The following is a 20,954-nucleotide window of genomic DNA, read 5'->3' on the forward strand; positions in this document are numbered from 1 at the left end:
CATGCAGGCCCCAATAAAGGGCTATGAGCACCAAGGACACCATTCACTCGAAGCTGACCCAGGCATTTGCGCCTGTTTCGCTCGACGTCATCGACGAATCCGAAAAGCACAGGGGCCATGGCGGCTGGCGCGAGGGCGGAGAAACGCATTTTCGCGTCCGTATCGTTTCAGAGGCGTTTGCCGGCATGAGCCGCGTTAATCGTCACCGGGCAATCAATGACCTTCTCGCCGACGAGCTGGCGGCCGGTGTGCATGCACTTGCCCTGGAGATCCGGTCACCTGATGAGCCGGATCCTCGTGCCGCCAGGGTTTCCGACGCCTCCTGAACTCAGGTCGCTTGGCTGGCCTTCGTGGACTGCACAGTCTGGTTTTGTGCCTGAACTGGTTGCGCGAGCGCAGGCTGCTGTGCCGCCTTTTGCTGCCCGAGCGGCATGATGCGTAGCCGCGTAATGCGGTTGCGTTCACGGCGCAGAACGGTGAAGCGAAAGCCGTGGAAGGTGAAAATCTGGCGCTCTTCCGGGATCATTCGCGCTTCGTGAATGACGAGGCCTGCAATGGTTGTGGCTTCGTCGTCAGGCAGTGACCACTCGGTCGCACGGTTCAGGTCGCGAATCGGAACGGAGCCGTCCACGATCACCGAGCCGTCTGCCTGGGGCTTAACGCCTTCCAGCTCGACGTCGTGCTCGTCCGCAATCTCTCCGACGATTTCTTCCAGAATGTCTTCAAGTGTCACAAGGCCCATGACCTCACCGTACTCGTCGACAACGAGTGCGATATGGGACTTGTTCTTCAAGAAGGCATTGAGCTGGTCCTGAAGCGTTGTCGTATCCGGCACGAACCAGGGCGAGGAGATGATCTGGTTGATATCGATCTTCTCGCTGTCGCCGCCAGCAGCATGCAGTGCGCGCAGAAGGTCCTTCGCGTGAAGGATGCCGACGAAGTTGTCCGTCTCGCCACGCCACAGGGGCAGGCGGGTGTAGGGCGAGGCTAGAGCGGCGTCGACCAGCTTTGGCAAGTCGTCATCCGCGTTGAGCGCGACCATGTTGGTGCGATGGATCATTACGTCCGAGACCTCGAGTTCCACGAGGTCGAGCAGTCCCCCGATGCGGTCCTTGTCGGCCTTGATGAGGCCGCCTTCCTTATGCTGCAGATCGACCGCGCCGCGCAGTTCTTCGTGGGCCGACAGCACGCTGGTGTCGTCGTCGACATTGACTCCGACCAGACGCAGCATGAGGCGGACGATCACTTCCACACCGATGACGATCGGGCCGAAGACAGCCACGACCGTGCGGACGATCGGCGCAACAGCCAGGGCAAATCGCTCCGGATTGGAAATCGCCCAGGTCTTGGGAAGAACTTCCGCGAAAATCAGGACCAGTGCGGTCATGACCAGCGTCGCGATGGCGACGCCGGCCTCCCCGAAGAGTGTCAGGAACACGCTGGTTGCGAGTGACGATGCCAGGATGTTGACGAGGTTGTTGCCGAGCAAAAGGGCGCCGATCAGGCGTTCGCGCGCGGCAATCAGCGCCGAGACGAGCGCGGCACGTCTGTTTCCACCCTTTTCCATCTGGTGCATGCGCGCGCGCGAGGCTGCCGTCAAAGCGGTTTCCGAGCCGGAGAAGAAGCCGGACAGGAACAGTAGGATCAGGATCGCAGTGATCGCCAGCCAGAGAGTTGTAGCGCTCATGAGGCAAGTTTCTCCGTAAGAAAGTCACGGACCAGAATGGGGTCGACGCCTTTTTCGACGAAGGCACTACCAATTCCCCGCGTCAGGATGAAGGTAAGGTTTCCCCGACTTACCTTCTTGTCCTGTGCGATGATGTCCATCAGCGTTTCCGCTGGCGGCATCTGGCCGGGAATGTCGGAGATCTTTGTCGGAAGGCCGACATCCAGAAGGTGGTGTTCGACCCGGTCGACGCCTTCCTGCGGTAGCAGGTCCAGGCGGCGCGAGAATTCATGGGCCAGCATCATGCCGATGGCGACGCCCTCACCATGCACCAGGCGTTCGGTCTCATAGGCGACTGCCGACTCCAGTGCATGGCCGAAGGTGTGGCCGAGATTCAGGAGTGCGCGCCGACCTGCTTCCTGCTCGTCCTCTGCCACAACGTCCGCCTTGGCCTGGCAGGACCGCGCCACAGCCTCGTCACGTTCCGTCCCGCCGGCAAAGACAGCCTTCCAGTTGCTTTCGAGCCAGGAGAAGAAGTCCGCGTCTCCAAGCAGGCCATATTTCGCGACTTCTGCGTAGCCGGCACGGAAATCGCGCAACGGCAGCGTATCGAGTATGGAGGTGTCGCAGAGCACCAGATCGGGCTGGTAAAAGGCGCCAATCAGGTTCTTGCCATGGCGCGAGTTGATGCCGGTCTTGCCGCCGACCGAGCTGTCTACCTGGGCAAGAAGTGTCGTCGGCACCTGGATGAAGCTCATGCCGCGGCGAACCGAGGCAGCCACGAAACCGGACAGGTCGCCGACAACGCCGCCGCCGAGCGCGAGCACGATGTCGCCGCGTTCCATGCGTGCGGCCAATACCTCGTCGCAGAGCCGTTCGAACATCTCGAAGCGTTTGGAGGCTTCTCCTGCAGGTATCGTCAGCGCCACGCTCTGAATCCCAGCGGCGTTCAGAATGTCGCGAAAGCGATCGAGATGCAGCTTGCCAACGGTTTCATCGGTGATGATAGCTGCCCGGGCGCCAGGTTTCAGGGCCGCAATTCGGATGCCGGCGGTTTCCAGAACGTCGCGCCCGATCACGATGTCATAGCTGCGTCTCCCGAGATCGACCCTGACGGTCTGGTGGTTCGGGGTCTCACTGTCAGCATTGGCAAGCGTGTCGGTCATGGAGTCTCTTCAGGTATCCTTGGGGCCCGAGATGGTGTCTGGCGGTGGCAATTCAAGCCAGCCTTCCAGGGCGTCGATGATTTCTTGCATGACCACTTCATGCGGTACTTCGCGGGAGTGGACGGTCAGATTTGCCTTTGAATAGACCGGGTGCCGTTTTGCCATGAGCTCTTTCATGGTGCCTTCGGGATCCGGATTTTGCAGCAGGGGTCTGGTCGCCTTCTTGCGAACCCTTGCCATGACCGTGTCAAAATCGGCTTTGAGCCAAACCGAAATCCCGCACTCTTCGATCGCGTCGCGGGTCGCACCGCTCATGAAGGCGCCGCCGCCGGTCGCCAGCACTTGGGGGCCTTCCTTGAGCAGGCGAGCGATCACGCGCTCCTCTCCACTGCGAAAATAAGGCTCGCCATGGGCCGCGAAGATTTCGGCGATGGACATATTCGCTGCGCGTTCGATCTCGGTGTCAGCGTCGACGAAATTGAGGCCAAGCTTGTGGGCAAGACGCCGGCCAACGGTGGACTTCCCGCATCCCATGATGCCTACGAGAACGATCGAGCGATCGCCGAGGGCCGCGACAAGGCGCTCCTCCCGGCTGGCAAGTGCTTTTTCTGCGGTGCCTTCATTGGCGTCAGGCGCGGGCGCCGGACCAGGGTCGCTAAGTTGCTTCATGGCGGCTTTTTAGCACATTCACCCAAAAAGAAAGCCGCAGTTTGAAAAGAAAGCTGGCCAGCGGATTCCATTCCCGAAATTGCACGGACCTGTGCGGCTTGCCAGCCCGCTCTGACCGGGGAAAACTGGTTCGAGCTGATTCGTGACCGGAGCCCATTCGCCGTGCCAACCCTGACGAGACTGATCCTTGCTTTGATCGTCCTAGGCGGCATCGGCTATGGCGCTGTCTATGCGCTCGCCAATATGGTGGAGCCGAGCGAGCGCGAGATCACCATTCGCATCAAGAAGGACGGCTTCGGCCGCTAGAGCCTTGGCGTCAGACCATTCGATCGAGACGTTTCTGGAGATGATCGCCGCCGAGAGGGGAGCTGCAGAGAACACGTTGCAGAGCTACCGGCGCGATCTTGAGGACTTCTCGGATTTTCTTGGCCGGACCCAGGTTGCAAAGGCCTCAGCGGATGACGTCTCAAGCTACATGGGCGATCTGACAGCAAGGGGATTCGCCGCGTCGTCCCAGGCTCGGCGGCTCTCCGCCCTCAAGCAGTATTTCAAGTTTCTCTATGCAGAGGGCGCGCGCGGAGACGACCCGACGCGAACTCTCTCTTCACCGAAGAAACGGCAGAGCCTGCCCAAGGTCCTCAGTATAGAAGACGTGGATAGCCTGATCGGTGCGGCACAGTCTGAAACGGCCAAGGACCACAAGAGCGGGGCTGCGCGGCTTCGTGCCCACCGGCTCTATACGCTGCTCGAAGTACTCTATGCTACGGGCCTACGTGTCTCGGAGCTTGTTGCCCTGCCTGTGACAGCGGCGCGGCGCGACGCCCGGCTTATCGAGATCAAGGGCAAAGGGGGAAAGGAGCGGCTGGTTCCGCTATCGAGAGCCGCTCAGGCAGCTATGAAGGACTATGTCGGCTTGCGCGCGGCCGAAGGGGCCTATGCGGCCAGTCCATGGCTTTTCCCGTCTCACGGGGAAAGCGGCCATTTTACCCGACAGGCCTTCGCCCGGGACCTGAAGGCGCTTGCCTCAAACGTGGGAATCGATCACCGGAAGATTTCTCCGCACGTTCTGCGTCACGCCTTTGCGTCGCACCTCCTTCAGAATGGAGCGGACCTGCGCGTTGTCCAACAGCTTCTCGGCCACGCAGACATCTCGACGACGCAGATTTACACCCATGTTCTGGATGAGCGCCTGCGGGACCTGGTCGAAAGCGCGCATCCATTGGCGAAGCGGTGAGGGAAGGGCGGGCCCAAGCACTGCCTCATCCTGAGGAGCGCCTTGGAAAGGCGTGTCTCGAAGGATGGGCAAACTGTTCAGAATGTGCCGCCTATGCTTCGAGACGGCGCTTGGGCGCCTCCTCAGCATGAGGCTTTGCCTGTTGGGACCGGGACAATCATCCAAGCGGGCGTTTCAAACCCCTCCCGGCTGTTACTTCGGCATCAAGGCCCAATAGTCGAAGTCGAGGATGACACCGTCGTCATATTTGCCGTCCGCGTTGTGCAGCGGGAAATCGGCGCAGGGCTTGTTCTTGGTGGCAACGAGACGCAGGCGCAGGGCGCCGACGTCGGTGCGGCCGTCGATCTCCGCCGTATCGAGCACTTCTGACCAGGCATAGACCGTGTCGCCCGAGAAAAGCGGCGCGACATGGCGTCCGCCGTTGATTCCTGCGATATGGAAGGCGTTGCCGAGGCCGTTGAAGGACAGGCCGCGTGCCAGTGAAATCACATGGCCACCGTAGATCAGGCGCTTGCCGAAGCGGCCCTGACCTTCGGTGTGCTGGTTGAAGTGCACCTTGGCGGTGTTCTGGTAGAGACGTGTCGCGATCTGGTGCTCGGCTTCCTCGACGGTCATGCCGTCGACATGGTCGATCTTCTCGCCCTTGGCATAGTCGCCGAAGCGGAAGGTGGATCCGGCAAGGTCCTCGTCCCAGTTTGCCGTGTCGAGCAGCGGCACGGCATTGCCGAGCGCCTGTGGGTCAATGGCAGCGGGCAGTTCCGGGACGACCGGCTCGGGCGGCGGATTGTCTGCGTCGCGTTTGTTGACCATCACCCAGCGGACATAGTCCAGCACTTCCGTGCCGTCGGCGGTGTAGCCTGTCGAGCGGACATAGACGACGCCGGTCTTGCCGTTGGAGTTTTCCTTCTTGCCGATGACCTCGGAGACCGCAGAGAGCGTGTCGCCCGGATAGACAGGGGCGAGGAAACGGCCACCTGCGTAGCCGAGGTTGGCAACGGCGTTCAGGGAAATGTCCGGAACGGTCTTGCCGAAGACGATGTGGAAGGTCAGCAGGTCGTCGACCGGTGCGCGGTCATAGCCGAGTGCGTTGGCGAAATCGTCGGAAGACTGGACCGCGAAGCGGGAACCGTAGAGGGCGGTGTAGAGGGCGACGTCGCCGGTCGTGACTGTGCGCGGCGTGGCGTGACGGATCACCTGCCCGACATAGAAGTCCTCGAAGAAATTGCCCGCGTTGGTTTTGGTCACGGTTCGCTCCCGCTGATGCTGTTTGTCCGGAAATGTTGCTTGCTGTCCCGGACATGATCCGGGACATTAGAATTGCCGCTGGCCCCGGATCAAGTCCGGGGCTGCGCCGACTCTGGTGAAATGTGTCGGCCCCTACGCCGCCTTTTCTGCGCCGGATGCGACGATCCGGACCACGTCGGCCATGATGTCGGTGAGCTGGAAGTCCTTCGGCGTGTAGACCGCCGCAACGCCCATGGCTTTCAGGGCCGTGGCGTCCTCTTCAGGTATGATGCCGCCGACGACAACGGGGATGTCATCGACGCCGGAGGCCCGGAGACGGTCCATGACATCCCGCACCAGCGCCAGATGTGAACCGGAGAGGATCGACAGACCGATGACGTGGACGTCTTCCTCGACGGCTGCATTGGCGATCTGGGCCGGGGTCAGGCGGATGCCTTCATAAACAACTTCCATGCCGCAATCGCGAGCGCGTACGGCGATCTGCTCGGCGCCGTTGGAGTGACCGTCCAGGCCGGGCTTGCCGACAAGGAACTTGAGGCGGCGGCCCAGTTTGGCGGAGACGGCCTCGACATCCTGACGTACGGCTGTCAGGTCACCGGCATCGTCGCGCGCGGCCTGGCCGACCCCGGTCGGGGCGCGGTACTCGCCGAAAACTTCACGCAAGGTGCGGCCCCACTCGCCGGTGGTGACTCCAGCCTTGGCGGCCGCGATCGAGGGTTCCATGATGTTGCGGCCTTCGCTGGCGGCCTGCTTCAGCTCCGCGATGGCGGCATCGACGGTCTTCTGGTCGCGCTGGTCGCGCCAGGCCTTGATCTTCGCGATGGCTTCGCCTTCGACATGTTCGGGAACCGTCAGGATGCCGCCGTCTTCACCAGAGGCCAGCGGGGACGGTTCGGTCTCCGTCCACTTGTTGACGCCGACAACGATCTGGTCGCCCGCCTCGATGGCGGCAAGGCGTGCGGAGTTGGCTTCCACCAGCTTGCGCTTCATGTAGCTGGATTCGACTGCGGCAACGGCGCCGCCCATATCGTCGATGCGGGCGAGCTCTTCGCGGGCTTCTTCCTTGAGGGCTTCCACCTTGCGGGTGATTTCCGAGGAACCGTCGAAAATGTCGGCATACTCCAGAAGATCGGTTTCATAAGCGACGATCTGCTGCATCCGGAGCGACCACTGTTGGTCGAACGGACGCGGCAGACCGAGGGCCTCGTTCCACGCGGGTAGCTGAACAGCGCGGGCGCGGGCGTTCTTGGACAGGACCACTGCCAGCATCTCGATCAGGATGCGATAGACGTTGTTCTCCGGCTGCTGCTCGGTCAGGCCCAGGGAGTTGACCTGAACGCCGTAGCGGAAGCGGCGGTACTTTTCTTCCTCGACTCCGTAGCGTTCGCGGCAGATTTCATCCCACAGCTCAGTGAATGCACGCATCTTGCAGAGTTCTGTGACGAAGCGCATGCCGGCGTTGACGAAGAAGGAGATGCGGCCGACGGCCTTCGGGAAATCGGCTTCCGGGATTGCGCCGCTCGCCTTCATGCTGTCCAGGATGGCAACCGCCGTGGCGAGGGCGAAGGAGAGTTCCTGAACCGGCGTCGCGCCTGCTTCCTGCAGATGATAGGAGCAGACGTTCATCGGGTTCCACTTGGGCATGTTGGAGTATGTCCAGGCAATCACATCTGTGGTCAGGGCCAGGGACGGGGCCGGCGGGAAGACATAGGTCCCGCGCGATAGGTATTCCTTGATGATGTCGTTCTGGGTCGTGCCGGAGAGCAGCTTGCGGTCCGCGCCCTGTTCGTCGGCGGCTGCGATGTAAAGCGACAGCAGCCAGGGAGCGGTGGCGTTGATCGTCATGGACGTGTTCATCCGCTCAAGCGGGATCTCGTGGAACAACGCGCGCATGTCGCCAAGGTTGGAAACCGGAACGCCGACCTTGCCGACCTCACCTCGCGAGAGGAGATCATCCGGGTCGTAGCCGGTCTGGGTGGGAAGGTCGAACGCGACGGATAGACCGGTCTGACCCTTGGCCAGGTTGGTCCGGTAAAGCTTGTTCGACTCCGAGGCCGTGGAATGACCCGCGTAAGTGCGGAAGATCCACGGACGGTCCCGTTCTGCCGCTGGCTTTTCCGGCGTCGTCATCAGTTCTCTCCTCCTCAGGAAGCCCGGGAATGCGACGAGAGTCGCGGTTCCGTGAGCCGTGAGTTTCCTTTAACGGAAACCATGCCGTTTTCTGCAAGGCGTGAAAAGCCTTTTTATATGCAATGCAAAAAGCTACTTGGCCAAAAACGCAAGTTAAGCAATAGTCGTATAGATATGGCTCTTAAATCGAACGATAGTTGCGCAAATGTAGCCGATTGGCGGGTTTTGCCTTTTGCAATGCAGTAACAAGCACTTGGCAAAGCGCATCGCAAAGGAGGATCGGCCCAAGGGAGGACTTGATGACAACTGCGACCGCAGAAGCCAACGACAACCAGACCGCGGAGACCGCTCCGATGAAAGATCTCTATGAGCTTGGTGAAATTCCGCCGCTCGGTCATGTTCCGAAAAACATGTACGCGTGGGCGATTCGTCGCGAGCGTCACGGTCCCCCCGAGCAGGCAATGCAGCTCGAAGTCGTTCCGACATGGGAACTCGACAGCAACGAAGTGCTCGTTCTCGTGATGGCAGCAGGCGTCAACTACAACGGCATCTGGGCGGGCCTCGGCGAGCCGATCAGCCCGTTTGACGGCCATGGTGCCGACTATCATATCGCCGGATCTGATGCGTCCGGCATTGTCTGGGCTGTTGGCGACAAGGTGAAGCGCTGGAAGGTAGGCGACGAGGTCGTCATCCATTGTAATCAGGATGATGGCGACGACGAGGAGTGCAACGGCGGAGACCCGATGTTCTCGCCGACCCAGCGCATCTGGGGCTACGAGACACCGGACGGTTCCTTTGCGCAGTTCACCCGTGTCCAGGCTCAGCAGCTGATGCCGCGGCCGAAGCACCTGACCTGGGAAGAAAGCGCCTGCTACACACTGACGCTGGCAACCGCATACCGCATGCTGTTCGGCCATCATCCGCACGAGCTGAAGCCGGGCCAGAACGTGCTGGTCTGGGGCGCTTCGGGCGGTCTCGGTTCCTACGCGATCCAGCTGATCAACACGGCTGGCGCCAACGCCATCGGCGTCATTTCCGATGAAGACAAGCGTGATTTCGTCATGGGCCTCGGCGCCAAGGGTGTGATCAACCGCAAGGACTTCAATTGCTGGGGACAGCTGCCGAAGGTCAACACGCCTGAGTACAAGGAGTGGTTTGCCGAGGCGCGCAAGTTCGGCAAGGCGATCTGGGACATCACCGGCAAGGGCAACAACGTAGACATCGTGTTCGAGCACCCGGGTGAAGCGACCTTCCCGGTCTCCACGCTGGTCTGCAAGAAGGGCGGCATGGTCGTCATCTGCGCCGGTACTTCCGGGTTCAATTGCACCTTCGACGTCCGCTACATGTGGATGCACCAGAAGCGGCTTCAGGGCTCGCATTTCGCTCACCTCAAGCAGGCCTCGTCGGCCAACAAGCTGATGATCGAGCGCCGCATCGACCCCTACATGTCGGAAGTGTTCCCGTGGGACCAGATCCCGAAGGCCCACACCAAGATGTGGAAGAACCAGCATGCACCGGGCAACATGTCCGTGCTGGTCAATGCACCGACGACCGGCCTGAGAACTTTCGAAGACGTGCTCAACGCTTCCAAGCGCTGAGCGATCCCTGCTCCCAGGAGCTCATAAAATAATGAGCAGCCTACACTGGCCCAACCCGCATCCGCGGGTTGGGTTTTTTTGCGTGCCGGATATGCGATGGGCTCTCCGTTGGAAATGAGCGGAGATGCCCAATTTTTGCTGCTATCTGCGATCACCAGTTGGCGCCATGATTTGCGTCGCCGGAAGATGCGGCAAAAAGGGGACATGCAATGGGGCTTTCGAATGGGGTTGTTTCCGGTCTGACATCGGGTAACAGGAGGGTCCAGCGCGCGTTTGTGCTCGCCTCGCTTCTTGCGTCTTCTGTTCTACTTGCGGGATGCGTCTCTGAACCTGAAACCCCCGCTTTCTATCAGAGCATGGCGCGGGTGGATGCGTCGGTCGATCAGGCGACTGCCGCGCAAATGATTTCCCAGTACCGGGTCAATAACGGCCTTGGGGCCGTCGTCGTCGATCCGGCGCTTACCGCGATCGCAAGATCGCAGGCCAAGGCGATGGCCGCCGAGGGCTCGGTCAAGGCATCGCTTGGTGCAGCGCAGCAGCTGACCACGCGCATGGCGTCCATAGGTGAGCCGAATGCCCATGCCGTGGAAAATGTTAGCGGCGGTTATCGTACACTCGCCGAAGCTTTCTCCGGGTGGAGGGAAAGCCCCAAGCACAATGCCGTCATGCTGGATTCCTCCGCAACTCGGATGGGCCTGGCGACCGCCTATTCCTCGCAGGCCAAGCACAAGGTTTTCTGGTCTCTGGTGATGGCGGGGCCAAAGTCCCAAACGGTAGCGGCCGGCAACTGACTTTGGACAATTTCCTTGATTGATCGTCCCTCGCCCTCCAGTCTCTGGCAAACGGGGAAGGGGCGAGCTTCAAATGGGAAATTCAGGGAAGAGATCTTCGAGGGCGCTGGCGGTCGCTATGCTGTCGGTAGGGCTGTGGAATGGCCTCCTCCACGCGTCTGGGGCCACCGATCTCCACGCAGGCTATTACTATCCTCAGCCGCAGTCGCAGGAGGTCTATGTCTCCGACGTGCCGCTTGCCCCCGATGCCAGCGAGTCCTCGCGTGCCGCCTTTGTCGTCGGGCTGGCGGCACAGCAGGCACAGCAAGCCTATCAGCCGGGATATCACCTGTTCGCCAAGGGCGAGCAGCTGGAGAAGATGATCATCGTTGCCAGCGGTGAGGGCCGCTACGACACGCTTTTCCGCATGCGGGCGCTTCTGGCGTCATTGACCTCCATGGCGCGCGCCACTCCCCTCTTCGCGCAGGTGAACGAGCCCCACGAGTACAACTTTCTGGATTTCTGCCGCTTGATGGGTTTTGAACAGCTCACCGTCAGCGACGGCAAGACGTTCGCCCACCAGATCAAGATCCGTTAGCCATTCTCCGATCAGCAAGCAGTTCAGCTTTGTGGGCGAGCAGCCCTGTCTGAACCGCTGCAGCGATCTATCTCTTCAGCTCACCCTTCAGCCATTTCTGGAACTCGGACTTGCTGCCGTAGAAGACATTCCGGTCGACATTGCCGTCGATGCCGGGAATGCGTCCCTCGGCCGTGTATTGCCAGAAGAACCAGTCGTCGCGGTCGGTGTAGATCCGGTTCGGATAACTTGCGACCGATCGCAGCCAGAATTGTTCGTCCTTGAAGGCGCGGACAAGCCGGTCTCTGTGGAAGTCGACAGAGGAATAGATCACCGGCCGCTTGCCATAATATTTTTCGATCTCGTCCAGGAAGTATTTCATGTCCCGGAGAATTTCCTCGCGGGGCGGACGAAGGCGGCAGTTTTTGGAATGGGCGTTCCATTCCATATCGAGCACCAGCGGAAGCGCAGTCGGATCGCGTGGAACATTCTTCTGTACCCAGTCTACCTGTTCGGCAACCGGGCGGCAGAAGTAGTAGAAATGGTAGGCGCCGCGTGGAACGCCTGCCGCCTTTGCCCCGAACCAGTTGTCGAGGAAACGTTCGTCGGAATGATCTCCGCCTTCTGTCGCCTTGATCCACGCGAACTCCACCCCGCCGCGTTTTGCTGCATTCCAGTCGATGTCGCCCTGATACTTGGAAACATCGATGCCGTGAATCGCGTAGTCCTCGGGCGTCGGGTCTGGAAAATCATAAAGAGAACAGGCGCTCAGGGCCAAGGCCCCGGCCAGGACACATAGCTGTGCGAGACGTTCAATCACGACAGGTCCCCAATAGTTAAGAAGGTGCAAACCATGGCGGTCAAAATGGAGCAGATTTCCTAACGAAACATGGAGATCGCGAATGCGTGATCGAGTGTGGACAGTCATTGGAAAACTGGAGCAGCGTTGCGAGAGATCAAGGCCCGGCGAGGAATTGTCGCGAAGCTCTGTGTCATGGATCATGCCGTCACACTTGTAAGCCTGGGGCTGCTTCTGCTTGTCGGAATGGCCGCCGACGAGGTGGGCCATAGGACGAGATTGCCTCGCGTCACATTGTTGATCCTGTGCGGGGTGGCGGCCGGACCGTCCGGGTTCGATGTCCTGCCAAGTGGCCTGTCTGAACTTTATGAGCTCATGTCCGTCCTTGCACTCAGTATGGTTGCTTTCCTGCTTGGCGGAAAGATGTCACGGCTGACCCTGGTCAACAGCGGCCGGACGATCATCATCGTTTCGCTCGTTGTCGTCGCAGTGACTTGCGCGGTTGTAGCATCGGGCCTCTTTATTCTCGGAGTGGCCCTCGGTCCGGCGCTTGTGCTTGCGGCAATTGCGACGGCTACCGACCCTGCCGCCACCCAGGATGTGATCCGGCAGACCGGTGCGAAAGGCCATTTCACGTCTGTGCTGACGGGCATCGTGGCTGTCGACGACGCCTGGGGGTTGATCGTTTTCGCCCTCGGCCTCGTCTGGGCCCAAAGCCTCGCCGGGATGATGGGTGAGGGACAGTTCATTTTTGCTGCACGCGAAATCCTTGGTGCGGCATTGCTCGGGGCGGTGGTCGGCTTTCCGGCGGCCTATCTGACCGGGCGGCTTCGCCCGGGAGACCCGACACAGGCCGAGGCACTTGGCGTCGTTTTTCTGGTTGCAGGTCTCGCCATCTGGCTGGAAGTGTCTTTCCTTCTGGCTGGCATGGTCTGTGGCTGCGTGCTTGCGAACTTCGCGCAGCACCATGTGCGGGCATTTCACGAAATCGAACATGTCGAATGGCCGTTCATGACGTTGTTTTTCTTCCTGGCCGGTAGCCAACTCCAGATGGAATCTCTCCTCGACCTTGGGCTTTTGGGCCTTGGATATATCGGACTGCGGTTTGTCGGCCGGCTGATCGGCGGATGGGTGGGGGGGAAAGCGTGCGGCATGCCTGCCATCGAGCAACGCTGGGTCGGGCTGACGTTGATGCCACAGGCGGGCGTTGCCTTGGGCATGGCGCTGATTGCGTCCGATGCCATGCCGCAATGGCGGGACGCGATCATGACCGTGACGATCGGATCGACCGTCGTGTTTGAAATCCTTGGTCCCTTGATGACGCAGGTCGCTCTTGTCCGCGTCGGCGATGTCGGACGGCGGTGAGGAAATAAAATCTGGCAGGGCGGGGGGAATCTTCCTATGAAGAGCCGAGTTACCGATCAGCCCGCCAAGGATTCCCATGACAGACCGTCTGACGATTGCGACATGGAACATCAACTCCGTGCGCCTGCGCATGCCGATTGTCGAGCGGTTCCTGGAAGAGGTGCAGCCGGACGTGCTGTGCCTGCAGGAAACGAAGTGTCCCGACGCAAATTTCCCGTTCAATCCTTTGCGCAAGGCCGGGTACGAACACATCGAAATCAATGGTCAGAAGGGCTACCATGGTGTGGCGACCGTCTCCCGCCTGCCGCTTTCCAACGTCGAGAAACGCGAGTTCTGCACCATGGGCGACAGCCGGCATCTGGCTGTCGACGTGCCGTTCAACGGCAGCTCGCTCCGGCTGCATAACTTCTATGTTCCGGCCGGTGGCGATGAACCGGATCGGGAGATCAATCCGAAGTTCGGTCACAAGCTCGATTTCTTCGCAGAGATGAAGGACTGGCTTCGCGGTGAGGAAACCGCCAAGCCGGCGGTTCTGGTAGGGGACCTGAACGTCGCGCCCTATGAGCACGATGTCTGGTCGCACAAGAAGCTGCTGAAGGTCGTCTCCCACACGCCGCTGGAATGCGAATTGTTCGAGACAGTTCGTGAAGCAGGCGGCTGGATCGATGCAATGCGCCAGTTCACGCCGATCGAGGAGAAGCTCTACACGTGGTGGAGCTACCGCGCCAAGGACTGGTCCGGCGCCGACAAGGGGCGCCGCCTCGACCACGTCTGGGTGTCACAGCCGCTTGGCGGCAACATCCGCGGCACACGCGTGTTGCGCGACGCGCGCGGATGGGAAAAGCCGTCCGACCATGCACCGGTAATCGCCGAATTCTCGGTCTGATACCGAAGCCGGCTTACGGCGTCAGGATGACCTTGCCACGAACCTTGCGACCGGCGATCTCGCCGAGCGCTTTGGCGATCTTCTCCATCGGGTAGATGGCATGAATGTGCGGCTTTAGCTTGCCTTCGGCCACCCATTGGAGCAGCTGCTGCATGTTCTTCTTGTGCTGTTCGGGATCTCGAACCACCGCATCGCCCCAGAAAACGCCTAGCACGTCGCATCCCTTCAGCATGATGATGTTGAGGGGGATCTTCGGAATGTCGCCGGCGGCAAAACCGACAACCAGAAAGCGGCCTTTCCAGGCCGTAGCCCGCAAAGCCTGCTCGGACAGATCGCCGCCGACCGGATCATAAACGACGTCAACGCCTTGCCGCGCTGTCAGCTCTTTCAGCGTCTCCTTGAGCGGTTGTTTCGAGTAGTCGAGCGTTTTCCAGGCGCCGAGGTCCCTCGCGAAGGCGAGCTTCTCTTCCGATGAAGCGCAAGCAATTACGTCCGCGCCCATAAGCGTTGCGATTTCGACGGCCGCCTGCCCGACGCCACCCGACGCTCCGAGAACGGCGACCTTCTCGCCTTCTGCGAGATGCGCCCGATCGCGGAATGCATGAAGGGTCGTCCCATAGGTCACCGCAAGGCCGGCGGCATCCTCGAATGAAATTCCGTCGGGCAACTTGACCAGGTCATCCTCTGTCGCGACCACCAGTTCGCGTGCCGCGCCCCAACGGACGTAGCCCATAACCCGGTCGCCCGCGGCAAACTGCTCGACGCCTTCTCCGATTGCCTCGACCACGCCGGCGAATTCCGCGCTGGGCGAGAAGGGCAATTCCGGTTGGAATTGGTATTTCCCGCGGATGATCAGGGTGTCGAAGAAATTGAGTGCGAAGGCCTTCACCCTGACCATCACCTCTCCCGCACCGGGGGTCGGATCCGGCAGATCTTCTATGACCAGGTCTTCAGGGGCTCCGAGCGATTTGCAGAGGCAAGCTTTCAACGTGTGTCTCACAATCTGGTGCTGGGCGAAATCTGCAGGTTGGTAGCATGTGCTTCCCCATGGGGATATGACCTGATTGGCTAAGTACAGCCGGTGAAGTCCTTGAAGTTCTGGACTGAGGGCGGTTAGAAGACCGCAACGACACGATCAACTTTGATCAGGCAGAAGAAGAGGACGGTACATGCGCGGGTATTTTGCAGTTGGGGCAGAGGGCCTGTCCAAAAGGATGAACCTCGGCAACCTGATGCGCTCTGCTCATGCTTTCGGCGCCAACTTCTTCTTCACCGTGGACGCGGACAAGAGCCTGCGACGGGCGCCTGCCTCGGATACTTCCAAGAGCCCTGGCCATTTGCCGCTGTTTTCCTGGGACAGTGTGGAGACGATGGATCTGCCTCGCGGGTGCCAGGTCGTCGGGATTGAACTGACCGACGATGCGATCGATCTGCCGAGTTTCGGCCATCCGCTGCAGGCGGCTTACGTTCTGGGCCCGGAGCGAGGTTCGCTGTCACAGGCCATGTTGAACCGCTGTGACCATGTCGTGAAAATTCCGACAAAGTTCTGCATCAACGTGGCCATGGCAGGGGCTATCGTTCTTTACGATCGCCATCGCGCGCTGGGCAGATATGCCGATCGGTCCCTGACGGCCGGAGGCCCAAGCATCGAACGCCCGAAACACGTTTCCGGCGGGCCGGTCAGCCGCACCGGCCGGATTGTCCCGGGTCAGGCGAAGTAATCATCGACGGACGCCCTGGCGGGCGTCAGTCAACATCGACTTCCTCGTCGGCCTCGATGGCCTTGCGCAGTCGCCCAAATGCAAGGCGTATACGGGATTTGACAGTCCCGAGCGCAATGCCGGTCCGGTCCGCAATTTCGCTGTGGGACAGGCCCGCGAAAAAGGCAAGCTTGACCACTTCTTGCTGTTCGGCCGGAAGCGAGGCGAGGGCAGCGCGCACGCGCTCGTCCCGTTTCCTGGCATCCATCTCGACAGACACATCTGGCACGTCGGAAGGCCGAAGCGCCGGTTCTTCGGGGTCGAGTTCGGCCGTGCGCTGGCGGCGCAGCCGGTCGATCCGCCGGTTTCGGGCGATGCGGTATAGCCATGTGCTGGCGGATGATTTTTCCGGATCGAAGAGGGCGGCCTTGCGCCACAGGGTAACCATGACTTCCTGCGCGATTTCCTCGGCCGATCCCTCATCGGCTCCCTGCTGCATCAAATACCCCTTCAGCCGTGGGGCGAAATAGTCGAACAACTCCGCAAACGCGGTCTTGTCAGACTCTTTCGCGACCTTCACGATCAGGCCGGAATAATACTGCAGATGCCCCACCGGACAGGATCTCCTTGTTATTCTGATCTTTTATCAGGTTCTGGGTAAACGGAAAGTGCCGGTGCCACACTGTCGCCCGAATTATCCGGCCAGCGTGCACCCAGTCGCGGCATTTTCAAGAAATCGGGATTGAACGAAACGCTTCAACCCTTTCGTAACCGGCTTTAAGTTATCCTTAAAGCAAGGTTTATATGCCAAGTGGCATTTGAGTGAAATGCGAAGGATTTTCGCAAGCAAACACGGTGTTGAGATGATGCAAGCAAAAACGCTGGGTATGGCCGTCGCCGGTCTTGTTCTTACGAGTGCAGCGGCTTTCGCACAGACCCCGACGTTGCTGAAGCAGCATAAGGACTGGGCCGCTTATTCGCACGCGGGCGGTAGCGGGAAGGTTTGCTATGCATTGACCAAACCGACCCAGATGCTCCCGGGCGACCGGAACCACGGCGACGTGTTCTTCTTCGTCTCGTCCCGGCCGAGCGAAGGTGTTTCTTCGGAGCCGAGCCTGCTGGTCGGCTATCCGTTGAAGGACGGGTCGAACGTACAGGTCGATGTCGATGGCCAGGTGTTCAGCCTGTTCACCAAGAACGACGGCGCATGGGTCGAGAATGCGGCCACTGAGCAGCAGTTGATCGCAGCCATGAAGGCCGGGCGCGAAATGACGGTCAACGGCGAATCCAGCCGCGGAACCAAAACGACCTACAAGTTCTCCCTGTCCGGGGTGACTGCGGCAATCGATACAGCCGGTGCTGCGTGCCGCTGATCGGGCATTCAGGTTAAGGAAAAAAGGGTCGGCAATTGCCGGCCCTTTTGCTTTTTGCAGGGCTCCCATGCGGGGCAGAACCTTGATTTCTCCGCAATTCTGTGGTTTTCACTCGCCTTGAGTTGAACCGGCGAGAGGCTGGTCTTTCCTGACTTGATGGCTGCGATGATCAGACGATCCTCAATGGATTGGTAGACGCGAGCCATTGGTCCGGAGAAAGAGACGCGACGTTCCGAGGCGGCCTTTCTTGGCCCGGAACAGAATTTACGGACCGTGGATCATGGCAACAACGCTCGACATCGCGCGCGACAATCCGAATGCGCAAACGATTGTGGCTCCCCTGGCGGCAGCCACTTCCGGCGAGGACATGCCGACGCTGATCGGCCTGAACCGCGAGGAACTGGCCGCCGCAATGGCCGAGATCGGGGTCCCGGAAAAGCAACGGCGCATGCGCGCCTCCCAGCTCTGGCACTGGCTCTATGTGCGCGGCGTGTCCGACTTTGCGCAGATGACGAATATCGCAAAGGACCTACGCGCCAAGCTTGCCGAGACCTTTACGATCGCCCGTCCGGAGATTGTCGATGAGCAGATCTCCGTCGATGGCACACGCAAGTGGCTGTTCCGGTTTCCGCCGCGCGGTGCCGGTCGCCCGGTAGAGATCGAGACTGTCTATATTCCCGAAGAGGGCCGGGGAACGCTCTGCGTTTCCTCCCAGGTCGGCTGCACGCTCACCTGTACCTTCTGCCACACGGGCACACAGAAGCTCGTTCGGAACCTGACTGCAGAAGAGATCCTCTCGCAGATCCTCATGGCGCGTGAGCGTCTCGGTGACTTCCCGGATGCTTCCACGCCTCAGGGCGCTATCGTGCCGAGCGAAGGCCGCCTGGTGACCAATATCGTCATGATGGGCATGGGCGAGCCGCTCTACAATTTCGAGAACGTGAAGAAGGCACTCCTGATCGCCTCCGATGGGGACGGGCTGTCGCTGTCCAAGCGCCGGATCACGTTGTCGACTTCCGGCGTTGTTCCGGAAATCTTTCGGACAGGTGACGAAATCGGCTGCATGCTGGCGATTTCCCTTCATGCGGTGCGCGATGAAGATCGAGACATACTGGTGCCGATCAACAAGAAGTGGAACATCGAAGCGCTTCTCGACGCTTGCCGGAATTATCCGGGGCTGTCCAATGCCAAGCGCATTACTTTCGAGTATGTGATGCTCAAGGACATCAACGACAGCAATGCGGATGCGCTTGAACTGGTGCGCCTTCTGAAGGGTATACCGGCCAAGATCAACCTGATCCCGTTCAATCCCTGGCCCGGGTCGCAATATGGCTGCTCCGACTGGGAGCGGATCGAGGAATTCGCCGATATCGTCAACCGGGCCGGCTATGCCTCACCGATCCGTACACCGCGCGGTCGCGACATCTTCGCTGCCTGTGGCCAGCTGAAGTCTGCCTCCGAGCGCATGCGCAAGAAGGACCGCGAGGCGATTTCTGCCAGCGCCTGAATGGTTGAAATCTGACAAGGCAAACAAGAAAGGCCGCTCCAATTGGAGCGGCCTTTCTTTTCGGTTCAGGGCCTTGTTCAGGCAAGACCGTGCTTTGACAGAGGCAGATCGGTGATCCACTCGCCCTTTGCAGCGGCGATCGCATTGGCGACAGCCGGGCCGATGGGCGGGGTTCCTGGTTCACCCGCACCGGTCGGCGCTTCTTCCGACGGTACGATGTGCACCTCGATTTCCGGCATGTCGGTCATGCGGATCGGCAGGTAGGTGTCGAAGTTCTCCTGGTCGACTTCACCATCGGTCATGGTGATTTCGTTGCGCAGGATCGCGCCGAGACCATAGCCGATGCCGCCTTCCATCTGCGCCCGGATGTTGTCCGGGTTGATCGGAATGCCGCAATCGACGGCGCAGATGACCTTTTCGACCTTTACGGTCCCGTCCTCGCGGAAGGAGATTTCCGCGACTTCCGCCACATAGGATTGGAAGGATTCGACGGCCGCAATGCCCCGGAAACGGCCTTCCGGCAATGGTTTGCCCCAGCCGGCTTTTTCCCCGGCGAGCTTGAGGACACCGGCCAGCCGCGGGTTCTTCACCCGGTCGAGGCGGTACTGCAGCGGATCCTCACCGGCTTCTTTTGCCAGGCGGTCTATCATGGTCTCTGCCACATAGCCCGTGTGGGTATGGCCGACCGAACGCCACCAGAGGACCGGCACCGGCGTTTCCGCGTTGTGCAGCTCCGCCTTGAACGCCGGTACGTCGTAGGGCAGCTCGCCGATGCCCTCTACCGAGGTGGCGTCGATACCGTCCTTTACGATGAAGGATTCGAATGACGTGCCTTTCATGATCGACTTCGAGGCAACCGAATGACGCCAGCCAAGCAGGTTGCCCTTGTCATCGAGGCCTATGCGGGCCTTGTGGGCGACCATCGGACGGTAGTAGCCGCCCTTGATGTCGTCCTCCCGGGTCCAGACCACCTTGATCGGCTGCGCTGCATGGCCAGCGTCAAGGCGAGCCTTGGCGATGAGGGCAGCTTCAGCGAAGTAGTGGCTGTCCGGCTGGGCACGCCGGCCGAAGGAGCCGCCCGCCCAGGTGGTCTCGATGGCGATTTTGTCCGGCGTCAAGCCGAGTACAGATGCCGAGACCATCTGGTCGATGGTCTGGAACTGGGCTCCGGTCCAGAACGTCGCGCTGGAACCGTCAAAGAGCACGGTAATGTCCAAAGGTTCCATCGGAGCGTGGGCGAGGAACGGGAAGCTGTAGTCGACCTCGATCACTTTGGCAGCGTTGGCAAGTGCACCGTCGGTGTCGCCATGACTGCCTGGAATCGGCAATCCGTCGGTTGCGGTCATTGCCGTCAGTTCGGCCGCCATCTCATCGGTGCCGCGTTGTTCGGCCTTGCTCTCGTCCCAGGTGACGCTCAGTAGCTGGCGCGCCTTGATTGCGGGCCATGTGGAGGTTGCCAGCACGGCGACGCCGCTCGGGACCTGAACCACGTCCACGACACCCTTGACCTTGCGTGCCTCGGCATCGTCGAAGGAAACCGGCGTTGCACCGAATTTCGGCGGCCGGGCAAGCACCGCGACCAGCATGTTCTCAGCCTGATGATCCATGCCATAGAGGCCGACAGCCCCGGAAGTCTTGGCCGGAACGTCGACGCGGGGAAACGACTTGCCGATGTAGATCCAGTCGGCAGGTGACTTGAGGGCGGGTTCTGCAGGAACCTCCTGGGAAGCCGCGCGGCCGGCCAATTCCCCGAAACTTGCCGAGCGACCGGAGGTGTGACTGACCACGCCGTTTGCGACCGTGATTTCTGCGGCCGGGAGGTTCCATTCCTCCGCAGCGGCTGCCACCAGCATCGCCTTTGCGGCAGCGCCTGCCGTGCGGTACTGGAGGAAGGAATTGGCTATGGCGGTTGAGCCACCTGTGCCCTGCATTCCGAACGCAAGGTTCTTGTAGACTTCAACGTTCGCCGGGGCAAAGTCGGTTTCTATCTGCGCCGGATCAGCGTCGAGTTCTTCGGCGACCAATGTTGCAAGACCCGAGGCAGTGCCCTGGCCCTTGTCGAGATGCTTGATCAGGACAACAACCTTGTTGTCCGGCCGGATATGGACAAACGGCTGCGCGAATTCGTCGCTTTCAGCTGCAGCCTTGGCCGCTCCGGGCATCTTCGCCGCGAGAAGGAGGCCGCCGAGTGTCCCGGCAGACATCTTGAGGAAGGTACGGCGGGAAGGTTTCGCCGCTTCGAGCGGCTTGTTGAGAAGATGCAGCATGG

20 protein-coding genes are annotated in these 20,954 nt (G+C 60.5%); 11 read left to right on the plus strand and 9 right to left on the minus strand.

The annotated features are described in order from the left end of the window. Positions 1 to 23 precede the first annotated feature (23 nt). Entirely contained in the window at positions 24 to 326 is a 303-nt protein-coding gene (locus tag ACN0SY_RS13070; RefSeq protein ID WP_417687698.1) for a BolA family protein, read from the plus strand. Between the two features lie 2 nt (positions 327 to 328). Here the strand turns inward: ACN0SY_RS13070 and ACN0SY_RS13075 are convergent, their stop codons facing one another. The 3 genes from ACN0SY_RS13075 to ACN0SY_RS13085 are packed head-to-tail and all read right to left on the minus strand — an operon-like array spanning position 329 to position 3,501. Continuing rightward, entirely contained in the window at positions 329 to 1,687 is a 1,359-nt protein-coding gene (locus ACN0SY_RS13075; protein WP_417687700.1) for an HlyC/CorC family transporter, read from the minus strand. Then, entirely contained in the window at positions 1,684 to 2,832 is a 1,149-nt protein-coding gene (gene aroB / locus ACN0SY_RS13080; RefSeq protein ID WP_417687702.1) for a 3-dehydroquinate synthase, read from the minus strand. Before aroB ends, ACN0SY_RS13075 begins: the two co-directional genes overlap by 4 nt. A gap of 9 nt (positions 2,833 to 2,841) precedes the next feature. Next, positions 2,842 to 3,501, minus strand: coding sequence for a shikimate kinase (locus ACN0SY_RS13085; RefSeq protein ID WP_417687704.1), 660 nt, complete (start codon positions 3,499 to 3,501; stop codon positions 2,842 to 2,844). A 162-nt stretch (positions 3,502 to 3,663) separates the two neighbouring features. Here ACN0SY_RS13085 and ACN0SY_RS13090 point away from each other — a divergent pair, with 162 nt between their 5' ends. Both ACN0SY_RS13090 and xerD read left to right on the plus strand, forming a co-directional pair. After that, the gene (locus ACN0SY_RS13090) at positions 3,664 to 3,807 is read left to right on the plus strand and encodes a hypothetical protein (protein WP_417687706.1); all 144 of its coding nucleotides are present in this window, start codon (positions 3,664 to 3,666) and stop codon (positions 3,805 to 3,807) included. A gap of 4 nt (positions 3,808 to 3,811) precedes the next feature. After that, the gene (gene xerD / locus ACN0SY_RS13095; protein ID WP_417687708.1) at positions 3,812 to 4,735 is read left to right on the plus strand and encodes a site-specific tyrosine recombinase XerD; all 924 of its coding nucleotides are present in this window, start codon (positions 3,812 to 3,814) and stop codon (positions 4,733 to 4,735) included. 192 nt (positions 4,736 to 4,927) lie between these two features. Here the strand turns inward: xerD and ACN0SY_RS13100 are convergent, their stop codons facing one another. Together ACN0SY_RS13100 and ACN0SY_RS13105 are read right to left on the minus strand one after the other, a co-directional pair. Beyond that, positions 4,928 to 5,980 (minus strand): MaoC family dehydratase, encoded by a 1,053-nt coding sequence (locus ACN0SY_RS13100; RefSeq protein WP_417687710.1) that lies wholly within the window; start codon positions 5,978 to 5,980, stop codon positions 4,928 to 4,930. A 132-nt stretch (positions 5,981 to 6,112) separates the two neighbouring features. Then, the gene (locus ACN0SY_RS13105; protein WP_417687712.1) at positions 6,113 to 8,110 is read right to left on the minus strand and encodes a methylmalonyl-CoA mutase family protein; all 1,998 of its coding nucleotides are present in this window, start codon (positions 8,108 to 8,110) and stop codon (positions 6,113 to 6,115) included. Between the two features lie 299 nt (positions 8,111 to 8,409). Here ACN0SY_RS13105 and ccrA point away from each other — a divergent pair, with 299 nt between their 5' ends. From ccrA to ACN0SY_RS13120, 3 genes are all read left to right on the plus strand, one after another. Next, positions 8,410 to 9,708 carry a crotonyl-CoA carboxylase/reductase gene (gene ccrA / locus ACN0SY_RS13110; RefSeq protein ID WP_417687714.1) on the plus strand — a complete coding sequence of 433 codons (1,299 nt, stop codon included), beginning with the start codon at positions 8,410 to 8,412 and terminating at the stop codon, positions 9,706 to 9,708. A gap of 209 nt (positions 9,709 to 9,917) precedes the next feature. Further along, positions 9,918 to 10,499 (plus strand): CAP domain-containing protein, encoded by a 582-nt coding sequence (locus tag ACN0SY_RS13115; RefSeq protein WP_417687716.1) that lies wholly within the window; start codon positions 9,918 to 9,920, stop codon positions 10,497 to 10,499. Positions 10,500 to 10,572: 73 nt separating this feature from the next. Beyond that, positions 10,573 to 11,076: a hypothetical protein gene (locus ACN0SY_RS13120; RefSeq protein WP_417687718.1), complete on the plus strand. Its 504-nt coding sequence runs from the start codon at positions 10,573 to 10,575 to the stop codon at positions 11,074 to 11,076. A 67-nt stretch (positions 11,077 to 11,143) separates the two neighbouring features. On the opposite strand, the gene ACN0SY_RS13125 is transcribed toward ACN0SY_RS13120, so the two are convergent. Beyond that, on the minus strand, positions 11,144 to 11,875 hold the full coding sequence (locus ACN0SY_RS13125; protein WP_417687720.1) for a GH25 family lysozyme: 732 nt from the start codon (positions 11,873 to 11,875) through the stop codon (positions 11,144 to 11,146). Between the two features lie 174 nt (positions 11,876 to 12,049). Here ACN0SY_RS13125 and ACN0SY_RS13130 point away from each other — a divergent pair, with 174 nt between their 5' ends. Both ACN0SY_RS13130 and xth read left to right on the plus strand, forming a co-directional pair. Next, on the plus strand, positions 12,050 to 13,219 hold the full coding sequence (locus ACN0SY_RS13130) for a cation:proton antiporter (RefSeq protein WP_417687722.1): 1,170 nt from the start codon (positions 12,050 to 12,052) through the stop codon (positions 13,217 to 13,219). A gap of 76 nt (positions 13,220 to 13,295) precedes the next feature. Then, entirely contained in the window at positions 13,296 to 14,105 is an 810-nt protein-coding gene (gene xth / locus ACN0SY_RS13135) for an exodeoxyribonuclease III (protein ID WP_417687724.1), read from the plus strand. A 13-nt stretch (positions 14,106 to 14,118) separates the two neighbouring features. On the opposite strand, the gene ACN0SY_RS13140 is transcribed toward xth, so the two are convergent. Continuing rightward, entirely contained in the window at positions 14,119 to 15,093 is a 975-nt protein-coding gene (locus tag ACN0SY_RS13140; RefSeq protein ID WP_417687726.1) for an NADPH:quinone oxidoreductase family protein, read from the minus strand. A gap of 181 nt (positions 15,094 to 15,274) precedes the next feature. On the opposite strand from ACN0SY_RS13140, the gene ACN0SY_RS13145 reads away from it, so the two are divergent. Continuing rightward, positions 15,275 to 15,826: an RNA methyltransferase gene (locus ACN0SY_RS13145; RefSeq protein ID WP_417687728.1), complete on the plus strand. Its 552-nt coding sequence runs from the start codon at positions 15,275 to 15,277 to the stop codon at positions 15,824 to 15,826. Positions 15,827 to 15,851: 25 nt separating this feature from the next. On the opposite strand, the gene ACN0SY_RS13150 is transcribed toward ACN0SY_RS13145, so the two are convergent. Beyond that, the gene (locus ACN0SY_RS13150) at positions 15,852 to 16,418 is read right to left on the minus strand and encodes a sigma-70 family RNA polymerase sigma factor (RefSeq protein ID WP_417687730.1); all 567 of its coding nucleotides are present in this window, start codon (positions 16,416 to 16,418) and stop codon (positions 15,852 to 15,854) included. 253 nt (positions 16,419 to 16,671) lie between these two features. Here ACN0SY_RS13150 and ACN0SY_RS13155 point away from each other — a divergent pair, with 253 nt between their 5' ends. Together ACN0SY_RS13155 and rlmN are read left to right on the plus strand one after the other, a co-directional pair. After that, positions 16,672 to 17,178, plus strand: coding sequence for an invasion associated locus B family protein (locus ACN0SY_RS13155; protein WP_417687941.1), 507 nt, complete (start codon positions 16,672 to 16,674; stop codon positions 17,176 to 17,178). 280 nt (positions 17,179 to 17,458) lie between these two features. Beyond that, entirely contained in the window at positions 17,459 to 18,685 is a 1,227-nt protein-coding gene (gene rlmN, locus ACN0SY_RS13160; RefSeq protein ID WP_417687732.1) for a 23S rRNA (adenine(2503)-C(2))-methyltransferase RlmN, read from the plus strand. 77 nt (positions 18,686 to 18,762) lie between these two features. On the opposite strand, the gene ACN0SY_RS13165 is transcribed toward rlmN, so the two are convergent. Then, positions 18,763 to 20,952: a molybdopterin cofactor-binding domain-containing protein gene (locus ACN0SY_RS13165; RefSeq protein ID WP_417687734.1), complete on the minus strand. Its 2,190-nt coding sequence runs from the start codon at positions 20,950 to 20,952 to the stop codon at positions 18,763 to 18,765. Positions 20,953 to 20,954 lie beyond the last annotated feature (2 nt).

Origin of the sequence: Roseibium sp. (genome assembly GCF_048261595.1) — a bacterium.
GTDB lineage: Bacteria > Pseudomonadota > Alphaproteobacteria > Rhizobiales > Stappiaceae > Roseibium.